Below are 20,201 nucleotides of genomic sequence, written 5' to 3'. Positions count from 1 at the left end.
TCCCTCATGCCACCGAGCTCGCGGCCAGTGGCCCGCCCCCTTGAAAAAACGCATGCTGGCGCGCAAGTTCCGCGAATACCCCGCGCGCCACGACCCGCCCGCCCTCGAGCAGCACGACCTGATCACAACACGCCACCGTGCTCAGACGGTGCGCAATCACGATCAGGGTCTTGTGCCTGGCAAGCGCCGTGATCGCGGCGACGAGATCGGTCTCGGTGGGTCCGTCGAGGGCCGAGGTGGCCTCGTCTAGGACGAGGATGGCCGGATCGTGGTACAGGGCCCGGGCGATGCCAAGGCGCTGGCGCTGGCCACCCGACAACCGCGCGCCGCGATCACCGATTTCGGTATCGATGCCAGCGGGGAGCTCGGCTACGAAATGCATGAGTTGCGCCGTCGTCAACGCACGCATCACCGCCTTGCGATCGATCTCGTGTTCGGCGACACCGAACGCGACATTGGCGGCGACCGTATCGTCGGCAAGATAGACCTGCTGCGGCACATAGCCGATCTGCCGGCGCCACGCCTTCATGGCCCCCGGAGCCAACGGCTCGCCGTCTACGAGCACATCGCCATTACCCTGCAATAGCCCCAGAAGGACGTCTGCCAGCGTGCTCTTGCCGGCCCCCGACGGCCCCACGAAGGCCACTGCCGAACCCTTGGCGATGGTGAGATCAACGCCCTCGAGCGCGTGACGGGCGCTGCCCGGATAGGAATAACTGAAGTTGCACAGCGTGATCTCGCGGCTGAAGGGCAAGGCCACGGAAGCGGTCTCCTCGTCCCCGGTCGGCGCGACCTCGGTGAGCGCTTGCGCGACGATGGCGATGGTCGCGCGGTTGAAGCGTATGGACATCGCCGCATTCAGCATCTTGGTCAGTGATGGCATGAGCCGGAACACCGCCATGGCGTACATGGCCATGAGCGGAATGGCGGCCTGCGGCCGGCGCAGGATCCACTCCGCATACAAAAGGATGCCGATCAGGCCGGCAAACGCCAGCCCTTCGATGGCAAGCCGCGGCATGTGCACGGTGACCATCTGTGCCGCACTCGCCTCGCTGTAACGGCGCGTGGCCTGCTCGTGCTGCGACAAGAGCCGGTCCTGGCGATCAAGGACCGTGAGATCCTTGATCGCCGAAAGACCGGTCGCCGCGTGCCGGAACATCGACGTCAGCGCGTCCTGGCGGGCACGCCCAAGGCGCTCGCTGCGCATGCGGGTGGCGCGGAATACGACCGCGAACGCCGCACCCAGGACTATGCCGATACCAAGCGTAAGGCCCGGACTCACCGCCATCAAAAGCCCGAACACGGCCAGCGACACCACAAGCTCACTTATAAGCTGCAGGCCCGGCAACAAGACCCCGTCGGTCAGGACCGGGATCTCGCCCCGCACATTCTTCAAAAGATCGGTACTATTACGCGTCAAATGAAAGGCGTAGGGCGCGGCCATGTAGCCTGCGAGCAGGCGGTCGGAAAGGTCCTTTTGCAGGCGGTAAAGGAAGCCGAACTGGCGGCGGTAGCCACGCGAAACGACCACCGCCTTGGCCCCTATGACCACAAGCAGCATGAGCGCGAGCGCTACCGCGAAATCCCGTCCCGACGAGATCCCGAGAAACCGCTCGACCGTACGCACGGCGGGCATGGCCATGACGTGGCGCGGGTCGACGAGGAACATCGCCACCGGCAAGACCACACCCACACCCAGCATCTCAAAACCCGACGTGATCACCATCCACAGGAAAATCCTGAGCGCCTCGCGGCGCTCGCCGGGTCGCAAGATTCGCCATAACGTCCTCATCATCGTCCCCTTTGACCCAGGCGATCCCCGCCACGGTCCCCTGACGAAACCGTCCGGCGCACGGGCCGATCGATGCCGCTATCCGCCGACCGACGGCTCCATGCGTCGGTAAATATCCTCGAAACGTGTAATGTCGTCCTCTCCGAGATAGCCCCCCGATTGCACCTCGATCATCTCGAGCGGGATCAGGCCCGGGTTTTCCAGGCGATGGCGCACGCCCACCGGAATGTAGGTGGACTGGTTCTCGGTAATCAGGAATTGTTCGTGATCGCGCACGACGCGCGCAGTCCCCTTGACCACCACCCAATGCTCGGCGCGATGGTGATGCATCTGCAATGACAGCGCCGCGCCCGGCCGCACCATGATGCGCTTGACCTGAAAACGGGCGCCATTATCCAGGGACTCGTAGAACCCCCAGGGTCGCCACACGCGACTTGGCGTCGTGCATTCGCTGCGCGCCATGGCCTTCAGCCGCGCCACCAACTCCTTCACCTCCTGGGCGCGCGCGCGGTGGGCCACCAGCACCGCATCCTTGGTCTCGACTACCACCAGGTCGTGCACGCCGAGCACCGCCACCAGCCGGTTGTCGGCCACGATGAGATTATCCCGCGAGCCCTGCGTCACCACATCGCCACGCACCATATTGCCGTGTTCGTCCTTGGCGCCGATGTCCCAGAGCGCATCCCAGGCGCCGACATCCGACCAGCCGGCGGCGAGCGGTACGACCGAGGCCGCGCCGGTATGTTCCATGACCGCGTAATCGATCGATTCCCCTGGGCAGTCCTGGAAACAGGCCCCGACATGAAAGAAATCATAATCCTGGCGGCCGCTTGTGATCGCCGCCTCGCAGACCTGCAGGATGTCCGGACGGTAGCGTCGCAATTCCTCGATCCAGCGCGTCGCGCGCATCAGGAAAAGCCCGCTGTTCCAGAGATAATCGCCAGAGGCCAAAAACGCCTCGGCGCGCGCAAGATCCGGTTTCTCCACGAATTCCGCGACCTCTCCCCCCGCCGACCGGCGGATGTACCCATAACCGGTCTCAGGGGCATCGGGCACGACCCCGAAGGTCACGAGGCGCCCGGCCGTCGCGAGCTCAAGCGCCGCGCCGACCGCCGCACGAAATCCCGCGGCATCGGTCATGGCATGGTCGGCCGGCATCGCCAACAGCAAGGCCTCGGGGTCGGTGGCCAGCACCCGCAAGGCCGCAAGGGTGAGCGCCGGGGCGGTATTGCGGCCCGCGGGCTCAAGCAACAAGGGACACGGCATTTTGCCGATCTCGCGCATCTGTTCGGCGATCAGGAAACGGTACTGGGCATTGCTGACCACCACCGGTGCGGCGACATCGGCAAGCCCCTCCAGACGCAACACGGTCTCCTGCAAGAGACTGCGTTCCCCCAAAAGCGGGAGCAGCTGCTTTGGGTGTTCATCGCGCGACAGCGGCCACAACCGGCTGCCGCTGCCGCCGCACAGGACAATGGGGTGAAGTTTCACGGCAAGACCCTCATTCAGCCGGCCTGGCGCGGGTCAACAGCCACTCCACATAGCGACCCACGCCCTGCGCGACGTCGTAAGTGGAGGCGCTGTAGCCCGCCTGTCGTAGCGCGCCTACGTCGGCCTGTGTGTAGCTCTGATATTTGCCGGCCAACGCCTCGGGGAACGGGATATAGGTGATGATATCGCGCTTTATGAGCTCGGCGGTCGTCAAGGGTCCCTCGCCGCCCTGGCGCCTCACGGCATTCACCGTGGCGGTGGCCACATCGTTGAAGGTCTGCGCACGCCCCGTGCCCACGTTATAGATGCCGCTCAATTCCTTGTGCTCGAAAAAATGCAGATTGATCTTGACGACATCCTCGACCGACACGAAATCGCGGCGCTGCTCGCCTGCGGCATAACCGCCGCTTGCGCCAAACAACCGTACTTGGCCGGTCTCCCGATATTGATGGAAGAAATGATAGGCGACCGACGCCATGCGTCCCTTGTGCTGCTCACGCGGCCCATAGACATTGAAATACCGAAAACCCGCTACCTGACAAGCGCCGGTGGCGTGGCGCCTGACATACTGATCGAAGAGAAATTTCGAGTACCCGTAGACATTCAGCGGCGATTCCATCGCGCGCTCCTCGCGAAACACGCGCCCGCCGCCATAGACCGAGGCTGAGGATGCGTATAGGAACTGCGCGCCCTCGCGCTCGCAAAACGCAAGCAATGTCTTCGAGAACTCGTAATTGTTGCGCATCATGTACAGGCCGTCGTGGTTCATGGTGTCGGAACACGCGCCCTCGTGGAATATCGCCTCGACGCCTCCTGCGTAGGCGCCCCTGTCGATATCTGCCAGAAAATCGCGCTTGTCCCGATAATCGGCGATCTCGCAATCCGTCAGGTTCAGGAACTTGTCGCCGCGCTCGAGGTTGTCGACTACGAGGATGTCGTCGCGACCACGCTCGTTTAGCCCCTTGACGATGTTGGCGCCTATGAACCCCGCGCCGCCCGTGACAATGATCATGACTGGTCCTCCGTAGCCAAGGCCTTCGCTAGCTCATCGCGCGGTACCACCACCGCCCCCAGATGTCCGACCACGATGCCGGCGGCGGCATTGGCGATATGTATGGCCTCGAGGAGATTCGCCTTAACCGCGAGCGCGGCACCTATCATCGCGATCACGGTATCGCCGGCGCCGGTCACGTCATAAACCTCGTGGGCGCGAGCCGGTACATGCGTGCGCCGGCCGTCTTTCTCGAACAAGGTCATGCCCTCCTCGCTGCGCGTGATAAGCAGCGCATCGAGCGCCAGTTCCGCGATGAGGTCGCGCGCCTTGCGCTCGAGCTCGTGTTCGTCGCGAAAACGCCCCGCGACCTGCTCGAACTCCTTGCGGTTTGGAGTAATGAGTGTGGCCCCGTGATACGGCCGGTAATCATCGCCCTTGGGATCAACCACCACCGGCAGGCCGGCCTTGCGCCCGAAGGCGACGATCTCACGCACATGATTCAAGCCGCCCTTGCCGTAGTCCGAGATGATCACCGCGCCGGCATCCGTCAGCCCGTCTTTGCAGGCCGCCACGAGATCGCGGCAGCCGTCCGGGGTCGCCTGGGTCTCGAAATCGATGCGGATGAGCTGCTGGTTGCGCGACACCACGCGCAGCTTCACAGTGGTATTGACAAGCGGGTCGCGGATCAGCCGATGGCCGACGCCCGACTTGGCGAGCAGCGTCGCCAGCGCATCGGCGGCGGCATCGGCCCCGCACAATCCGATCAATACGCAGCGCGCACCGATACCGGCGATGTTCTGGGCGACATTGGCCGCGCCCCCGGGGCGCTCCTCGACGCGCCCTACCGCCACCACCGGCACCGGCGCCTCAGGCGAGATCCGTTCCACCCCTCCGTACCAGTAACGGTCGAGCATCACGTCCCCGACTACCGTGACCCGTGCCTGGGCCATGCGATCCAATACCCTGGAAAACTGATCTGTCACCGCGGTTCTCTCTACGTGTCGAAAAGCACGGGCCGGGGCGCGCCGCGGGCCTCGGCGAGGCACGCCGCGAGGGCTGCGCTCGGATCCGGCGCACGCGTCACCGGCCGACCCACAACCAGATAGTCGGCGCCCGCGGCCAGGGCCTCGCGGATCGTCCGCGTGCGCCGCTGATCGTCGGGCGGTGCGCCTTCGGGGCGGATACCGGGCGTGACCAGTACGAAGCCGCCGGCGCGCAGGTCCTGGAGCTCGTGGGCCTCGCGCGGCGAGCATACCACGCCATCCAGGCCCGCCTCGCGACACAATACCGACAGCCCGCGTACGCGCTCGCTGCTATCGCCCAGACCCAGTGCCGCCAGGTCCTCGGGACCATGGCTCGTGAGGATCGTGACACCGATGAGACGCGGGCCACCCGCGGGGATCGCCTGGCGCGCGGCGGCCAGCATACGTGCCCCTCCCAGGGCATGGACATTGACCATCCACACCCCGAGGTCCGCGGCGCGCGCGCAGGCGCTCGCCACCGTGTTTGGTATATCGTGGAATTTGAGGTCCAGGAATACCGAGAAACCGAGGCCCTGCAGGGTACGGACGATCGCCGGGCCCTCGGCGCTGAAGAGTTCGAGACCGACCTTGACCCGGCACTGTGCCGGATCGAGCCTGCGCGCGAGCGCGAGCGCGGCCCCTGCCTCCGAAAAATCCAGGGCCACGATGATAGTCGGGTCCTCAAACGACATCGTCCTCTCCTGACGGCGTGACGGTGTTCCAACGATGGCAGCCGGGGCACTGCCAATGCAAGGACTGCCCCGAAAACCCGCACTGGTGGCAAAGATAGCGACGGCGGCCCTCGACAATCTTCTCGATGATCCCCTTCAGGATCGCCAGATCCTCGCGCGACTCCCCCGACGCCTGCGCCAAATGCAGTCCTATGAGGCGGTTCAGGCCGCGCACCGAGGGTTGGCGGCGCAACCACGACACGATGAACGCCTCGGCGGCCCGCTGCCCATCGCGACGCTCGATGACATCGGCCAGCGCCAGCATGAGCGCGATGTCATGATGCCGCCCGAGGGCCTCCTGGAAAAACCGGTACAGGCCCTCCTCGTCGCCCACCGCCTGATAGCTCTTGGCGAGCGACTGCGCCACCTCGCCGAGATACAGCGGGTTTTGGATCTCGACCCGCCGCCACGCCTTTATGGCCTCCTTGTGGCGACCGAGGTCGGCCTCGATATTACCAAGAACCATACTGGCCCGCACACACGCCCTGTCGTTCTGGAGCGCCCGTCGGGCCTGTTCGCGTGCCACGTCATGCTCGTTGCGCTTATAGGCCTCCTCGGCCAACTCGCAATAGTACTGCGCGATGACATCGTGCAGACCCGGCCCGCCCGAGCGTCCGAGCCTGCGACATACGCTGATCGCCTTCTCCCAGTCCCGTTCCTGCTGGTAGATATGCATCAAAAGCCGCAAGGCCTCCTCGTTATGGAGGCGGATCTCGGCAAGCTCCAGGAACAGGTTTTCGGCGCGGTCGAGGAGCCCGGCCTTCAGGTAATCCTGCCCAAGCTCGAGCAACGCCCGCGCCCGCTGGTGACGATCCAGGGCCGGGCGGGCGATGATGTTTTGGTGAACGCGGATGGCGCGCTCCACCTCCCCGCGTCGCCGGAACAGGCTCCCGAGCGCGAGATGGGTTTCGACGGTCTCGGAGTTGACCTCCAGCACCTTGATGAAGATCTCGATGGCCTTGTCGGCCTGCTCGTTCAACAGGAAGTTCAGGCCCTTGAAATAGGCCGTGGGCAGATCCTTGCGCGCACGATGACGCTTTTGGTCATAGCGGGCGGCCGCCCACCCGGACCCGGCCGCGAGCGGGAGCAGTAACCAGATAAGCAGTGAGGCATGTTCAAAGAACATCTTTTATGGGCAAGGCCCGCAGGTTCGCGACCTCCTGCTCCATCTGGCGCACCTGTTTGCGCGCGACCGCCAGCTGGCGCCGCACGCGCACCAACCGATTCACGCCGGCCAGAAACCCCAGGATGATCCCTATCACCAGCACCGCCACCAGCACGAGCGCAAGCGGCGCCCGCCACGCAAGCCCCCCGTAGTAGCGTACGGTGACATCGGCGGCATTCTTATAGGCGAAACCCAGGCCTATGAGGATGACGATAATCGCCAGTGATCCGTAGAGGACTCGTTTCATGGAAACCGCACCCCCTTCAAAAAAAACGGCACGGGCTTGGACCCATGCCGCTCTTTTTCCATTCCGCCCCAGCGATCGGCCTTACTGGTCGACGCGCTCCCGCAATTCCTTCCCGGGCTTGAAATGCGGGACCCGCCGATCCGGCACCTGTACGCTCATGCCGGTCTTCGGGTTGCGCCCGAGCCGTGCCGGGCGATGGTGCAGACAGAAGCTGCCGAACCCGCGCACCTCGATCCGCTCACCAGCCTGCAGGGCGTTCGACATGCACTCCAGGAGACCCTTGACCGCGAGCTCCACATCCCGCTGATCCAATTGCGGCTGACTCGCCACGAGGCTCTGAATGAGTTCCGACTTCGTCATCGCCCTAAAGCCCCATTACTCCTTCTGCCCGAGCTTCTCTTTCAGCTTGTCGCCCAAAGACGAGGTCGCAAGCGGCGCCCTGCGCGTATACTCCTGCACGGCCTCGTTCTCGCGCTCCATGTCCTTCGCGCGTACCGAGAGCGTAATCTTGCGGTTCTTGCGGTCTATGGTCATGACCTTGGCCTCGACCGTATCCCCTTCCTTCAACACCACGCGGGCGTCCTCGATGCGATCCCGCGCCGCCTCCGCCGCGCGCAGATAGCCCTCGACGTCATCAGCGAGCCGTACCGTCGCACCCTTGGCATCCACCGCCGTCACCACCCCGCTCACCACCGCGCCCTTGCCGTGCTCCGCGCAGTAGTTATTGAACGGGTCGCCTTCCATCTGCTTCACACCAAGCGAGATCCGCTCGCGCTCAGGATCGACCGCCAAGACCACGGCCTCGAGTTCATCACCCTTCTTCAGATCACGAACCGCCTCTTCCCCGGCGCGGCTCCACGACAGATCCGTCAGGTGAATCAACCCGTCGATACCCCCCTCGAGTCCCACGAATACCCCGAAGTCGGTGATCGACTTGATCTGCCCCTTCACCAGGTCGCCCTTGTTGTGCGAGGCCGCGAATTCCTCCCAGGGATTGGGCTGGCATTGCTTGATGCCAAGCGAGATCCGTCGGCGCTCCTCGTCGATGTCGAGGATCATGGCCTCCACCTCGTCACCCAACTGCACGATCTTGGTCGGGTGCACGTTCTTATTGGTCCAATCCATCTCCGAGACGTGGACCAGGCCCTCGACACCCTCCTCGATCTCCACGAACGCGCCGTAGTCGGTGATATTCGTGACCTTACCGAAGATCCGGGTCCCGATCGGGTAGCGCCGGGCCAGATCGACCCACGGGTCGTCACCCAGCTGCTTTAAGCCCAGCGACACGCGGTTACGTTCACGATCGAAGCGCAGGACCTTGGCCTCGACCTCATCCCCAATATTGAGCATCTCCGAGGGATGCTTCACGCGCTTCCAGGCAAGATCGGTGATGTGCAACAGTCCATCCACCCCGCCGAGATCGACGAACGCACCGTAATCCGTGAGATTCTTCACGATGCCCTTCACGATCTGGCCTTCCTCGAGATTCGCGAGCAGCTGGTCGCGCTCCGCCGATATCTCGTTTTCCACGACCGCGCGCCGCGAGACCACCACGTTGTTGCGCTTGCGGTCGAGATTGATGACCTTGAACTCCAGCTCCTTGCCTTCGAGGTAGGACGGGTCGCGTACCGGACGCACATCCACCAACGAACCGGGCAGGAACGCGCGAATGGTGTCGATCGCTATCGTAAAGCCACCCTTCACCTTGCCGGTCATGATGCCGGTCACGACCGTCTGCTTCTCGAACGCCTCCTCCAGGACATCCCAGGCCTTGACGCGACAGGCCTTCTCGCGCGACAGGCGGGTCTGGCCGAAGCCGTCCTCCATGTATTCTATGACCACCTCGATCCGGTCGCCCGCCTTGACGCCGACCTCGCCATTGGCGTTGCGGAACTGTTCCGTCGGAATCACGCCTTCCGACTTGAGGCCGGCATTGACCACCACGACCTCGTCATCGACATGCACCACCTCGCCCACAATGAGACTTCCGGGGCGCATCTGGCAGGACTGCATGCTCTCTTCAAACAATTCGGCAAAGCTTTGGCTCATGTATCTCTGGTCTCAAGGCCCCGAAGGGGCGGCTGGGCCGGCAGCGGACGTCCGGCCATTGGTCTTTGATCCGGTGCATGAAGAACGACTAGGCCGAACAGCTCACCATGGCGAGCACCCGGTCGATGACGTCCTGAAGCCCAAGGGCCGACGAGTCAAGCACGATGGCACCCTGGGCGGGCTTGAGCGGTGCGACCGCGCGATTGGCGTCGCGCTCGTCCCGTTCCCGAATCTCCTGTATAAGCTGTGGAAGCGTAACACCGAACCCCTTTGCCTTCAACTGATGGTAGCGGCGCGCGGCGCGTACCTCGGGGCTCGCGGTCAAAAAGACCTTCAGGAAGGCATCGGGAAAGACATGGCTGCCCATGTCCCGACCATCGGCCACCAGCCCCGGGGGCCTGCGCGCGGCGCGCTGGCGGTCCAGGAGCGCCTGGCGCACGCCGGCGAGCGCCGCCACCCGGGAGGCCGCATCCGCGGCCTCGGGGCCCCGCAGGGCCACGCTGCACTCGCGCCCGTTGACATAGACCTGTGGTTCGGCCGCCGCCCCCCCGGCGAAGCGCAGGTCGAGCGCGGCGGCAAGCGCGCGCAGCGCACGCTCATCGTCGCAGGCCACCTGCGCCCACGAGGCCGCAAGCCCCAAGGCGCGATAGACCGCGCCGCTATCCAGATAATGCCAGCCGAGCCGCTCGGCTACCCCCATGCCGACCGCGCCCTTGCCGGAACCCGACGGGCCGTCGATCGCAAGCACCGGGATCATGAGGCGTTTACCTCGAGATCGAACCCGACAGCCTTCGCGCACGCCACGAAACCCGGGAATGAAGTGGCGACGTTGCGGCAGTCGCGTACCAAAACGGCGTCCGCGGCCTTCAGACCGGCGACTGCGAATGCCATCGCGACCCGATGGTCGCCGCCGGACTCGATGACCCCGCCCTTAAGCGGCGTCCCGCGGATGGCGAGCCCGTCCGGGTACTCCTCCACGGCCACCCCGAGGGCCGCCAGACCCCGCGCCATGACCGCCAGCCGGTCGCTCTCCTTGACCCGCAACTCCTCGGCGCCACGCACGGTCGTAGTCCCCTGGGCGCAGGCCGCCGCTATGAATAACGCCGGAAATTCGTCGATGGCAAGCGGCACGAGTTCACGAGGTATGGCTATACCGCGCAACGGCGCGGAACGCACCACAAGATCAGCGACCGGCTCGCCACCCGCCACGGTCTCGTTCTCGGCCTCGATGTGCGCGCCCATGGCGCGCAGGATGTCAATCACGCCCCGCCGGGTCGGGTTCATGCCGACCCGTGGCAGGCGTAGACAAGACCCCGGCACGATGCTCGCCGCCACCAGGAAAAACGCCGCCGAGGAGAGGTCCGCGGGCACATCGAGCTGTACCGGACGCAAGGGTCCGGCGCCACCCTCGATCGTGATCGTGGCGCCGTCGCGGTGAACCGGATAACCGAAACCGGCCAACATGCGCTCGCTATGATCGCGGCTCGGGGCCGGCTCGATCACCACCGTGCGCCCGCGCGCGTACAGGGCCGCCAGCAGGATCGCTGACTTCACCTGGGCGCTCGCCATCGGCATGCGATATTCGATCGCGTGCAAGCCCCGCCCCCCCACGATGTGCAACGGCGGCCGCCCGCCCTCTCCGGTCTCGATCACCGCCCCCATCAATCGCAGCGGCGCCGCTACCCGCTCCATCGGCCGGCGCATGAGGGATTCATCGCCCACGAGGCGCGTCCCAAACGGCTGCGCCGCCATGAGTCCTGCGAGCAGGCGCATGCTGGTACCGGAATTGCCGAGATCGAGGGCCCCCACCGGGGCCTTCAGGCCATGGAGCCCGACCCCATCGACCGTCAGCCGGCCGTCGCGGGGGCCATCGATGGTCACCCCCAGCGCGCGAAATGCGGCCACTGTCCCAAGGACGTCCTCGCCCTCGAGCAGGCCCGCAATCTCGCTGCGCCCTTCGGCGAGCGCGCTCAGGATGACCGCGCGATGTGAGATTGACTTGTCGCCGGCGACCGTCACCGTGCCGGCGAGCGGCCCGCCGCCCCGTACCGTGTAATCAATGCTCGCCATGGGTGCTCCTGCGCATCAAATCGGCACGAAACGCCCGGGCCTTCGCGAAATGGCCCAAAAGCCCCTCGAAATCCCCGCACGCCACGCGCTCGCTATAGCCCGCCAGGCGCTCGGCGTAAGCGGCGAGCGCCGGGGCGAGAGACGCGGCATTGGCCGCACAGATATCCCGCCACATGACGGGATCGCTGCCGGCGATACGCAAAAAATCCTTGAGTCCGGCACCGGTGAATGGCGCCAACGCCTCGGCCGGCGCGTACTCTGCGAGCAGCTCGGCACACGCAAACGCAAGCAGGTGCGGGAGATGGCTCGTGTACGCCACGAGCCGGTCGTGGGTCGCGGCGTCCGCCATGACCACGCGGGCCCCGGCCGCCGTCCACATCGTCTGCACGGCGCGCACTGCCTCATCATCGGTGGTCTCCGTAGGCGTCAGAATGACGCTACGGCCGGCGAACAGATCGGCGCGCGCGGCCGCAGGCCCCGAACACTCGCCGCCGGCCATGGGGTGACCGGGCACGAAGCGGGTGAGACCAAGCGCGCGCGCGACCTCGGCCACTGGCTGCTTGGCACTCCCCATGTCGGTCACGACGGCGCGCGCCGGCAGGCACCGCGATAGCCTCGCGAGCAACCCGGGCAAGGCCCCGAGTGGTGTCGCCAACACCACGAGATCGGCCTCGGCCACCGCCGCCTCGAGATCCTGCATGTCGTCGATCAGGCCGTGCGCGTGCGCCGTACCGAGCGACCGCGGGTCCTCGTCCACCCCCACGATCCGATCCACGAACCGGGCGCCCCGCAAGGCCGCGGCGAGCGATCCCCCCATGAGACCCACACCCACGATCGCAAGCCGGCGGGCGCCGATCACGACCTCGTGTGCCGCAGGGCTCATGCCGCCCTCATGATATCGGCAAGGGCGCGCAGGAGGCGTGCGTTCTCCTCGGGCCGCCCGACTGTGATACGCAGATGCGCAGTCATGCCATAGGGCTTGAGCGGCCGGACGATGACGCCCTGACGCAACAACGCCTCATAGAGGCGCGCGGCATCACCCACCTCGACGCACAGGAAATTGCCCACCGACGGGAGGACGCCCAGACCGTGATCGCGGAGGGCCGCGGCGAGCGTGGCGCGATCGGCGGCGTTCACCGCACGCATCCGTTCCACATGGGCCTTGTCCGCCAGCGCCGCCACGGCCGCTGCCTGGGCCACGATATTGACGTTGAACGGCTGACGCAGGCGGTTCATGAGCTCTGCGAGCGCCGGGTCGGACACGGCATAGCCGACCCTGAGGCCGGCGAGCCCGTGGATCTTGGAGAACGTCCGCACAACCACGAGATTCGGGTGACGGGCCAGGAACCCACAGCCGTCCGGGTAGTCCGGCTCGGTCACGTACTCGAGATAGGCCTCGTCCAAGACCACGATCGTCGATGCCGGCACCGCGGCCAGAAAACCTGCGAGCTCCTCTCGGCCAAACCACGTACCAGTCGGGTTGTTGGGGTTGGCCAAAAACACCATACGCACGCTCGGGCTCAAGGCGTGCGCCATGGCATCGAGGTCATGGGCGTAGGCGCGCGATGGCACCTGGATCATATGCGCCCCTATCCCACGCACGCTGATCGCGTAGGCCGCAAAGGCGTGCTCGTCACACAGCGCGGTCTCACCTGGACAAAGAAAGGTGCGGGCGATAAGTTCCAGGACGTCATTGGATCCGTTGCCGAGCGTGATCTGGCGCTCCGACACCGCGAGGCGGTGCGCCAACGCACGCTTCAAGGCAAAACCGCCGCCGTCGGGATAACGCTCCATCTGCGCCAAGGCCGCCGCAGCCGCCGCTTTGGCCTTTGCCCCTGGCCCGTAGGGGTTCTCGTTCGAGGCGAGCTTGATCGCCCCGGTCACGCCCAGTTCGCGCTCCAGTTCCTCTATGGGCTTGCCCGGTTGGTAGGGCACCAGGCCGCGAACGCCAGGCGCCGCCAGGATCACGGGGTCACATGCCATCGCCATCACACTCTCCGTTCTCGTCAGGGCTGCGCCCCGTTAGACCGCCTGGGGGTAAGAGCCAAGGCGTCGTACGACCCCGCCGCGCTGCTCGAGTTCGGCCAACGCCTCCTCGATCACCGGGTCCTTCTCGTGGCCTGCGATATCCACGAAAAACACATACTCCCACAAGGCCCGCTGCGCAGGCCGCGACTCGATGCGCAAAAGGCTTATGCCACGCCGCGCGAACGGTTCGAGCAGCGCATGCAGGGAACCCGGGGTATGGGGGGCGGTCAGCAACAGGCTGGTCTTGTCTTGCCCGCTCGGCCCCACGGCATGCCGGCCGATCACAAAAAACCGCGTGGCGTTGTCGGGGGCGTCCTCGATGTTCGCCGCCAGGATCGGCAGGCCCCAGTGGGCGGCTGCCTCGCGCGAGGCAACCGCCGCCAGATGCGATTCCGAGGCCGCGCGCCGCGCCGCCTCGGCATTGTTCGATACCGCCACCTGCTCACAATGGGCAAGATGCCGTTCTATCCATCCGCGACACTGGGCCAGGGCCTGGGGATGGGCGGCGACGTGCGTGATCTCGTCTAACCCCTGCGCGCGCGCCAGCAATTGATGGTGGACCCGCAACACCACCTCGCCCACGATCACGAGCGGCGAACGCATGAGCAGGTCGTGCGTATGATTGACGATCCCCTCGGCCGAATTCTCCACCGGGACGACGCCGAAGTCCGCGGCCTTGGCGGTCACCGCACGGAACACCTCGGCGATGGTGGCCTGCGGCAAGGCCGCCACCGCACCCCCGAAATGCTTGCGCAGGGCGCCTTCCGTAAAGCTCCCCTCGGGCCCGAAATACGCCACGGTCAAGGCCTGCTCCAGGGCCAGACAAGACCCCATGATCTCCCGGAAGATACGCAGCACGTCCTCTTCGGGCAGCGGCCCCTGGTGGCGCGCACGCACGCGCGCCAACACCTGCCGTTCGCGCTCTGGGCGATAGAACATCGTATCGCCGCAGGCCTCCTTGACGCGCGCGATCTCCTGCGCGGTCCGCGCGCGGTCCGCCAGCAGGCTCTGGATCTGCTCGTCTATGGCGTCTATGCGGGCACGGCGCTCATCCAGTCGCCACTCGGGATCGTCGGGACGCTCGGACATGGCTTCAGGTCGAGATTCTGCGCGCCGACATCACGCCCGGAATGGTCGCAATCTCGTCATACACCGCATCGGGAAGCGCGCTGTCGAGATCGACGAGCGTGTAGGCGAGATCGCCGCGCGATTTATTGACGAGGTTATGGATATTGAGTCCGGCGCGAGCCATGGAGGTCGAGATCTGTCCAACCATATTGGGCACATTGGCATTGGCCACCACCAGCCGGCACACCCCTTCCCGCGCCACCACGACCTCAGGAAAGTTCACCGCGTTGCGGATGTTGCCATTCTCCAAAAAATCGCGTAGCTCTTCGGCCACCATGATCGCGCAATTGTCCTCGGCCTCCTGGGTCGATGCGCCAAGGTGCGGCAGTGCCACCACCTTCGGGTGGTTCTTCACACGGTTGGTCGGGAAATCACACAGATAGGCGTGCAGGCGCCCGGCATCCAGGGCGGCGACCAGGGCGTTATCGTCGACCACCCCCTCACGCGCGAAGTTGAGCACGGTCGCCGTGGGCTTAAGCAGCCCTACGGTCTCGGCATTAATCATATGGCGTGTGGCATCAACGAGCGGCACATGAAAGCTCACGAAGTCCGCCTCGCGCAGGAGCGCCGCCACGCTAGCGGCCTTCTGGACCTCCGCCGACAGCTGCCAGGCCCCCTCCACCGTCAGTTCGGGATCGAAGCCGATGACCCTCATGCCAAGCGAAAGGCCGGCATGGGCCACCAACCGCCCGATCGCGCCCAGACCCACGACCCCCAGGACCCGTCCCGGCAGCTCGAACCCGGCATAGGCCTTCTTGCCGGCCTCCACGGCGCGGCTGATCTCGGCATCGCTCCCCTTAAGCGTGGCCGCGAACTCCCACGCCCCGCGCAGGTTGCGCGCCGCGATCAGAAGCCCGGCGACCACCAACTCCTTCACGGCATTGGCATTGGCGCCCGGGGCGTTGAAGACCGGCACGCCACGCTGGCTCAATGCCGCCACCGGGATGTTATTCACCCCGGCCCCCGCGCGCCCCACGGCCTTGAGGCGCGCCGGCAGCGGCATGTCGTGCATCTTGAACGAACGCAGCATGATGGCATCCGCATCCTCGATATCGGCGCCCACCTGAAAGCGTTTGGCATCGAAACGCGCAAGGCCGAGCGGCGAAATCTGATTCAGCGTCCGGACCTTGAACATCAGCCGCGTCTCCGCGCGAAATCCCGCATGAAGTCGACGAGCGCCGCCACCCCCTCTTCCGGCATCGCGTTGTAGAGACTGGCGCGCATACCGCCCACGGAACGGTGCCCCTTCAACTGGAGCAGGCCCGCGGCCTTGGATTCCTTCAAAAACGCCTCGTCGAGACCGGCGTCTTTCAGGGTGAACGGGACATTCATCCACGACCGGCAGGCCTTGGCCACGGGACAGATGTAAAACCCGCCCGAGCCCTCGATGGCGTCATACAGGAGCCGTGCCTTGCGCTCATTGATGCGCGCCATGCCGGCAAGACCGCCCTGTTCTTTGAGCCAGTCGAAGACCAGACCGGCCATGTAGATGGGGAAGGTCGGCGGGGTGTTGTACATCGACTCATTGTCGGCGTGGATCCGGTAATCGAGCATGATCGGCATGCCCGGAAGCGCCTGACCCACGAGGTCCTCGCGCACGATCACCACGGTCAGGCCCGACGGTCCGATGTTCTTTTGCGCGCCCGCATAGATGAGACCGAAGCGGCTCACATCGACCGGCCGCGACAGAATGGTCGAGGACATGTCCGCGACCAGCGGTACCGCGCCGGCGTCGGGGATGAATGGGAACTCCACCCCGCCTATGGTTTCGTTGGGGGTGTAATGGAGGTAGGCGGCCTGCGGGTCGAGCCGCCAGTCACTGACTGCGGGGATGTCCGTGAAGCCGCTGGCCTCGCCGCTTGCCACGACATTCACCTCGCCAAAGCGTCGCGCCTCGGCAATGGCCTTCTTGGACCATTCACCGGTATGGAGGTAATCGGCGCGGGTTTTGCCGCGCAACAGGTTGATAGGCACCATGGCAAACTGCAGGGATGCGCCGCCCTGAAGGAACAGGACCTTGTAGGTATCCGGGATACCCATAAGTGTACGCAGCGACGCCTCGGCGCGCGCTGCGATATCCAGAAACTCCTTGCCCCGGTGACTCATCTCCATGACCGACATACCGCTACCATGCCAGTCGACAAGCTCCTCCTGGGCCTTGCGCAGCACCGCCTGCGGCATGACCGCAGGTCCCGCCCCGAAATTAAAGATCCGCGCCATCGTCATCTCCCGCATCCATCGCCTGCGTTTCCGTCCCGACCTCGCCACCCAGAGCGGCGGTCTCCTCGATCTTCTCCACGCTCACCAAACGCTCGTTGGCGTCGAGCCCCATCAGTCGCACCCCCTGCGTGTTGCGGCTTTGCAGGGATATCTCCCGGGCACACATACGGATCAGGCTTCCCGTGTCGGTGATCATCATGACCTCGTCGTCGTCGCCTGCCAGCACCGCCCCCACGATCGCGCCGTTACGCTCGGTCACCTGCATGGATATGACGCCCTGACCGCCGCGATTATGGCGCGGGAACTCGGAGAATGGCGTGCGCTTGCCATAGCCGTTGGCACTCGCCACCAGCACCACCTGATCCCCCGCCGCCGGGTCGGCGATCATCAGCGACACCAGCCGTTGGCCCTTGCGCAGGCTCAAACCCCGTACCCCGCGGGCGTTGCGGCCCATGGAGCGTACATCGCTTTCCTGAAAGCGCACGGCCTTCCCGGCATCACTGAAAAGAAGAATATCACTATTGCCGTTGGCAATGCCCGCGCCCACCAGCACGTTGCCATCGACCAGATCTATGGCCACGATCCCGCTCGTGCGCGGGCGCGAGAAATCGGCGAGCGGTGTCTTCTTCACGGTCCCGTCGGAGGTCGCCATGAATACCGACTTGCCTTCCTCGAATGCCGCAAGCGGCAGGATCGCAGTGAGCTTCTCGCCTTCTGCGAGCGGCAGGAAATTCACGATCGGCCGCCCCTGGGCCCCATGCCCGGTCTGCGGCAGGTCATAGACCTTCAGCCAATAGGCCTTGCCGCGGTTCGAGAAACACAGCACCGTGTCGTGGGTGTTGGCAACCACCAGGCGATCCACGAAATCCTGCTCGCGCATGCGCCCGAAGCTGCGTCCCTTGCCCCCGCGTCGCTGTGCCCGGTAATCGGCCAGCGGCTGGCATTTCGCATAGCCGGCATGCGACAAGGTGACGACCACCGTCTCCTGGGCGATTAGGTCCTCGCGACTTAGGTCGAGCCGCCCGGCGAGGATCTCGGTGCGCCGCTCGTCTCCATACTGGGCCTTGATCGCGGCGAGCTCCTCGGCGATGACGGCCATAAGCCGCGCCTCACTACGCAGGATTTCGGACAGACCCTCGATTTTGCGCAGGATCTCCTGATACTCCTCGTGGATCTTGTCCTGCTCCAGGCCCGTCAGGCGGTGGAGGCGCAGATCCAGGATGGCCTGGGCCTGGGTGTCGGTCAGTACATAGCGGTCTTCGCGCAGGCCGACGTCGGCCGGCAGGCCCTCCAGGCGCGAATGGGGGCCAGCATGGCGCAATAAATCGGCTACGAACCGCGCCGACCAGGGACGGCCGAGCAGCGCCTGACGGGCAGTCGCCGGGTCCGGCGCGGCCTTGATCAGGGCGATGATGGCGTCGATATTCTCGAGCGCGACCGCGAGACCCTCGAGGATATGGGCGCGCTCGCGCGATTTGCGCAACTCATAGAGCGTACGCCGCGTGACGACCTCGCGGCGGTGGCTCAAAAAGGCCTTCAGGATTTGCGGGAGACTCAGAAGGCGCGGCTGACCGTCCTCGAGGGCCACCATATTGATCCCGAACACAGTCTGCAGGGCCGTCTGCTGATAGAGATTGTTCAGGATGACCTCGGCATTCTCGCCGCGCTTTAGCTCGATCACCATGCGCATGCCCGATTTGTCGGACTCATCGCGCAGCTCCGCGATGCCCTCGAGCCGCCCTTCCTTGACGAGTTCGGCGATCTTTTCGAGCAAACGGGCCTTGTTCACCTGATAGGGGAGCTCGTTTACGATCAGCGCCTGGCGATGTCCGGGGCGTTCCTCCTCGATCTCCACGCGGGAGCGCACATAGATCTTGCCGCGTCCTGTGACATAGGCCTCGCGGATCCCGGCGTTGCCATTGATGATCGCCGCCGTCGGAAAGTCCGGACCTGGGATGTAGGCCATCAGGGCCTCGACCGAGAGGTCGGGGTTTTCGATCAACGCCAGGAGGGCGTTTATGACCTCAGAGAGGTTGTGCGGCGGGATGTTGGTCGCCATGCCGACCGCGATCCCCGAGGAACCGTTGACAAGCAGATTCGGTATGGCGGTGGGCAGCACCGACGGCTCATGTTCCGACCCGTCGTAGTTCGGCGTAAAGTCCACCGTCTCCTTGTCGAGATCGGCGAGCAGCTCGTGGGCCACGCGCGCCATACGGATCTCGGTGTAACGCATGGCCGCCGGGGCATCGCCGTCCACCGACCCGAAATTCCCCTGGCCGTCGACCAGCGGGTAGCGCATCGAGAAGGTCTGGGCCATGCGCACGATGGTGTCGTAGACCGCCGTGTCCCCGTGTGGATGGTATTTACCGATGACATCACCCACCACGCGTGCCGACTTCTTGTACGGGCGATTCCAGTCGTTGCCCAGTTCACGCATGGCAAAGAGCACACGTCTATGGACGGGCTTCAGGCCGTCGCGCACATCCGGGAGGGCGCGCCCCACGATCACGCTCATGGCGTAATCCAGGTAGGACTGACGCATCTCCTCCTCAAGATTGACGGGAATGGTTTCTTTGGCGAATTGATCCATCGGGTTTGGGCCGCGCGGCGGCCTTAGGACCTCTATAAAGGAGCACTCAAAAGTGGTCGCCCAGCATACCACAAAGGGCCTTTACGCCAAAGATGGGGTATGCGCCGCCAGCCATTCTCCATGGGGCACCGACCATGGATATCCGGTAGCGCGCCCGTCTGCGGGTAGAGGCCCCAATGACGGGCCCAGCGGCTCATGTACGGGAATTCCTGCACCGCCACCGGGTGTTTCGGGCCTTATGGCCTCACATTCAGAATGGCTGATGGCCGCGGCTCCGCCAATCCGGCCGCAAGCGATCACCGCCCATGCACCCGGATTCTCTCGACCTGAGCGGGGCGTGGAGGGTGACACCGGCGAGATCGCGGGGCCGGACATCGAATGGGGTCGATCAAAGGCCCGCGCCACCCGACGGTCGACCGGCCTCACCTGACGAAAGCTCTTCCGGCACCTGGCGCGGATTCGCCCAATCTGGCCTTAAGCGCTGTGCGCGATACCCAGCAATCGGCGACCCCCCCCTCCCTTGCAGGCCTAGTACCCTAGGTGCGATCGATCGTGCGCGTGTGGTGGGTCTGCGCCATTATGCCATCGCCCGCTCGTTAGCGAGGAGCACCACGCATAATCCCGACCCGCGCCCAATGGCATAATCGCACCTTTCCGATAATACCAAAAAGAAT

At 65.1% G+C, this 20,201-nt stretch carries 17 protein-coding genes; all 17 read right to left on the bottom strand.

Annotated features, from left to right (window positions below):
- Positions 1 to 4: 4 nt before the first annotated feature.
- Complete coding sequence (locus C4900_RS04310; RefSeq protein WP_114282377.1) at positions 5 to 1,795, bottom strand: ABC transporter ATP-binding protein; 1,791 nt, start codon at positions 1,793 to 1,795, stop codon at positions 5 to 7.
- A gap of 75 nt (positions 1,796 to 1,870) precedes the next feature.
- Complete coding sequence (locus C4900_RS04305) at positions 1,871 to 3,283, bottom strand: mannose-1-phosphate guanylyltransferase/mannose-6-phosphate isomerase (RefSeq protein WP_114282375.1); 1,413 nt, start codon at positions 3,281 to 3,283, stop codon at positions 1,871 to 1,873.
- Between the two features lie 10 nt (positions 3,284 to 3,293).
- Complete coding sequence (gene rfaD / locus C4900_RS04300; RefSeq protein ID WP_114282373.1) at positions 3,294 to 4,295, bottom strand: ADP-glyceromanno-heptose 6-epimerase; 1,002 nt, start codon at positions 4,293 to 4,295, stop codon at positions 3,294 to 3,296.
- On the bottom strand, positions 4,292 to 5,227 hold the full coding sequence (rfaE1, locus tag C4900_RS04295; RefSeq protein WP_114282371.1) for a D-glycero-beta-D-manno-heptose-7-phosphate kinase: 936 nt from the start codon (positions 5,225 to 5,227) through the stop codon (positions 4,292 to 4,294). The genes rfaD and rfaE1 overlap by 4 nt, the downstream gene beginning before the upstream one ends.
- A 44-nt stretch (positions 5,228 to 5,271) precedes the next feature.
- A complete protein-coding gene (gene pyrF / locus C4900_RS04290; protein ID WP_114282369.1) occupies positions 5,272 to 5,991 on the bottom strand; it encodes an orotidine-5'-phosphate decarboxylase in 720 nt (239 codons plus the stop codon).
- Positions 5,981 to 7,156 (bottom strand): lipopolysaccharide assembly protein LapB, encoded by a 1,176-nt coding sequence (gene lapB, locus C4900_RS04285; protein ID WP_065971609.1) that lies wholly within the window; start codon positions 7,154 to 7,156, stop codon positions 5,981 to 5,983. Before lapB ends, pyrF begins: the two co-directional genes overlap by 11 nt.
- Positions 7,146 to 7,442, bottom strand: coding sequence for a LapA family protein (locus tag C4900_RS04280; protein ID WP_065971608.1), 297 nt, complete (start codon positions 7,440 to 7,442; stop codon positions 7,146 to 7,148). The genes lapB and C4900_RS04280 overlap by 11 nt, the downstream gene beginning before the upstream one ends.
- Positions 7,443 to 7,523: 81 nt before the next feature.
- Complete coding sequence (locus tag C4900_RS04275) at positions 7,524 to 7,802, bottom strand: integration host factor subunit beta (RefSeq protein WP_065971607.1); 279 nt, start codon at positions 7,800 to 7,802, stop codon at positions 7,524 to 7,526.
- Between the two features lie 15 nt (positions 7,803 to 7,817).
- Complete coding sequence (rpsA, locus tag C4900_RS04270; protein ID WP_114282367.1) at positions 7,818 to 9,491, bottom strand: 30S ribosomal protein S1; 1,674 nt, start codon at positions 9,489 to 9,491, stop codon at positions 7,818 to 7,820.
- An 88-nt stretch (positions 9,492 to 9,579) separates the two neighbouring features.
- Positions 9,580 to 10,248: a (d)CMP kinase gene (gene cmk / locus C4900_RS04265; protein ID WP_065971605.1), complete on the bottom strand. Its 669-nt coding sequence runs from the start codon at positions 10,246 to 10,248 to the stop codon at positions 9,580 to 9,582.
- Complete coding sequence (aroA, locus tag C4900_RS04260; RefSeq protein ID WP_114282366.1) at positions 10,245 to 11,561, bottom strand: 3-phosphoshikimate 1-carboxyvinyltransferase; 1,317 nt, start codon at positions 11,559 to 11,561, stop codon at positions 10,245 to 10,247. Before aroA ends, cmk begins: the two co-directional genes overlap by 4 nt.
- Positions 11,548 to 12,444, bottom strand: a complete 897-nt coding sequence (locus C4900_RS04255) for a prephenate dehydrogenase (RefSeq protein WP_065972173.1) — start codon at positions 12,442 to 12,444, stop codon at positions 11,548 to 11,550. Before C4900_RS04255 ends, aroA begins: the two co-directional genes overlap by 14 nt.
- On the bottom strand, positions 12,441 to 13,544 hold the full coding sequence (gene hisC / locus C4900_RS04250; protein ID WP_114282365.1) for a histidinol-phosphate transaminase: 1,104 nt from the start codon (positions 13,542 to 13,544) through the stop codon (positions 12,441 to 12,443). The genes C4900_RS04255 and hisC overlap by 4 nt, the downstream gene beginning before the upstream one ends.
- A 39-nt stretch (positions 13,545 to 13,583) precedes the next feature.
- Positions 13,584 to 14,678, bottom strand: a complete 1,095-nt coding sequence (pheA, locus tag C4900_RS04245) for a prephenate dehydratase (protein WP_065972171.1) — start codon at positions 14,676 to 14,678, stop codon at positions 13,584 to 13,586.
- 4 nt (positions 14,679 to 14,682) lie between these two features.
- The gene (locus C4900_RS04240; protein WP_065972170.1) at positions 14,683 to 15,852 is read right to left on the bottom strand and encodes a 3-phosphoglycerate dehydrogenase family protein; all 1,170 of its coding nucleotides are present in this window, start codon (positions 15,850 to 15,852) and stop codon (positions 14,683 to 14,685) included.
- On the bottom strand, positions 15,852 to 16,937 hold the full coding sequence (serC, locus tag C4900_RS04235) for a 3-phosphoserine/phosphohydroxythreonine transaminase (RefSeq protein WP_065972169.1): 1,086 nt from the start codon (positions 16,935 to 16,937) through the stop codon (positions 15,852 to 15,854). The genes C4900_RS04240 and serC overlap by 1 nt, the downstream gene beginning before the upstream one ends.
- Positions 16,921 to 19,527 (bottom strand): DNA gyrase subunit A, encoded by a 2,607-nt coding sequence (gene gyrA, locus C4900_RS04230; protein WP_065972168.1) that lies wholly within the window; start codon positions 19,525 to 19,527, stop codon positions 16,921 to 16,923. Before gyrA ends, serC begins: the two co-directional genes overlap by 17 nt.
- Between the last annotated feature and the right edge of the window lie 674 nt (positions 19,528 to 20,201).

The organism is Acidiferrobacter thiooxydans (genome assembly GCF_003333315.1).
Taxonomy (GTDB): domain Bacteria; phylum Pseudomonadota; class Gammaproteobacteria; order Acidiferrobacterales; family Acidiferrobacteraceae; genus Acidiferrobacter; species Acidiferrobacter thiooxydans.
Note: the sequence above shows the minus strand (reverse complement) of the source record. Positions and strands in the feature narration are given on the sequence as shown.

What these genes read in the sequence shown, in the direction of transcription:
- C4900_RS04310 (WP_114282377.1), bottom strand. Translation starts at nt 1,795, where the DNA reads ATGATGAGGACGTTATGGCGAATCTTGCGACCCGGCGAGCGCCGCGAG.
- rfaD (WP_114282373.1), bottom strand. Translation starts at nt 4,295, where the DNA reads ATGATCATTGTCACGGGCGGCGCGGGGTTCATAGGCGCCAACATCGTC.
- rfaE1 (WP_114282371.1), bottom strand. Translation starts at nt 5,227, where the DNA reads ATGGCCCAGGCACGGGTCACGGTAGTCGGGGACGTGATGCTCGACCGT.
- pyrF (WP_114282369.1), bottom strand. Translation starts at nt 5,991, where the DNA reads ATGTCGTTTGAGGACCCGACTATCATCGTGGCCCTGGATTTTTCGGAG.
- lapB (WP_065971609.1), bottom strand. Translation starts at nt 7,156, where the DNA reads ATGTTCTTTGAACATGCCTCACTGCTTATCTGGTTACTGCTCCCGCTC.
- C4900_RS04280 (WP_065971608.1), bottom strand. Translation starts at nt 7,442, where the DNA reads ATGAAACGAGTCCTCTACGGATCACTGGCGATTATCGTCATCCTCATA.
- C4900_RS04275 (WP_065971607.1), bottom strand. Translation starts at nt 7,802, where the DNA reads ATGACGAAGTCGGAACTCATTCAGAGCCTCGTGGCGAGTCAGCCGCAA.
- rpsA (WP_114282367.1), bottom strand. Translation starts at nt 9,491, where the DNA reads ATGAGCCAAAGCTTTGCCGAATTGTTTGAAGAGAGCATGCAGTCCTGC.
- cmk (WP_065971605.1), bottom strand. Translation starts at nt 10,248, where the DNA reads ATGATCCCGGTGCTTGCGATCGACGGCCCGTCGGGTTCCGGCAAGGGC.
- aroA (WP_114282366.1), bottom strand. Translation starts at nt 11,561, where the DNA reads ATGGCGAGCATTGATTACACGGTACGGGGCGGCGGGCCGCTCGCCGGC.
- C4900_RS04255 (WP_065972173.1), bottom strand. Translation starts at nt 12,444, where the DNA reads ATGAGCCCTGCGGCACACGAGGTCGTGATCGGCGCCCGCCGGCTTGCG.
- hisC (WP_114282365.1), bottom strand. Translation starts at nt 13,544, where the DNA reads ATGGCATGTGACCCCGTGATCCTGGCGGCGCCTGGCGTTCGCGGCCTG.
- pheA (WP_065972171.1), bottom strand. Translation starts at nt 14,678, where the DNA reads ATGTCCGAGCGTCCCGACGATCCCGAGTGGCGACTGGATGAGCGCCGT.
- C4900_RS04240 (WP_065972170.1), bottom strand. Translation starts at nt 15,852, where the DNA reads ATGTTCAAGGTCCGGACGCTGAATCAGATTTCGCCGCTCGGCCTTGCG.
- serC (WP_065972169.1), bottom strand. Translation starts at nt 16,937, where the DNA reads ATGGCGCGGATCTTTAATTTCGGGGCGGGACCTGCGGTCATGCCGCAG.
- gyrA (WP_065972168.1), bottom strand. Translation starts at nt 19,527, where the DNA reads ATGGATCAATTCGCCAAAGAAACCATTCCCGTCAATCTTGAGGAGGAG.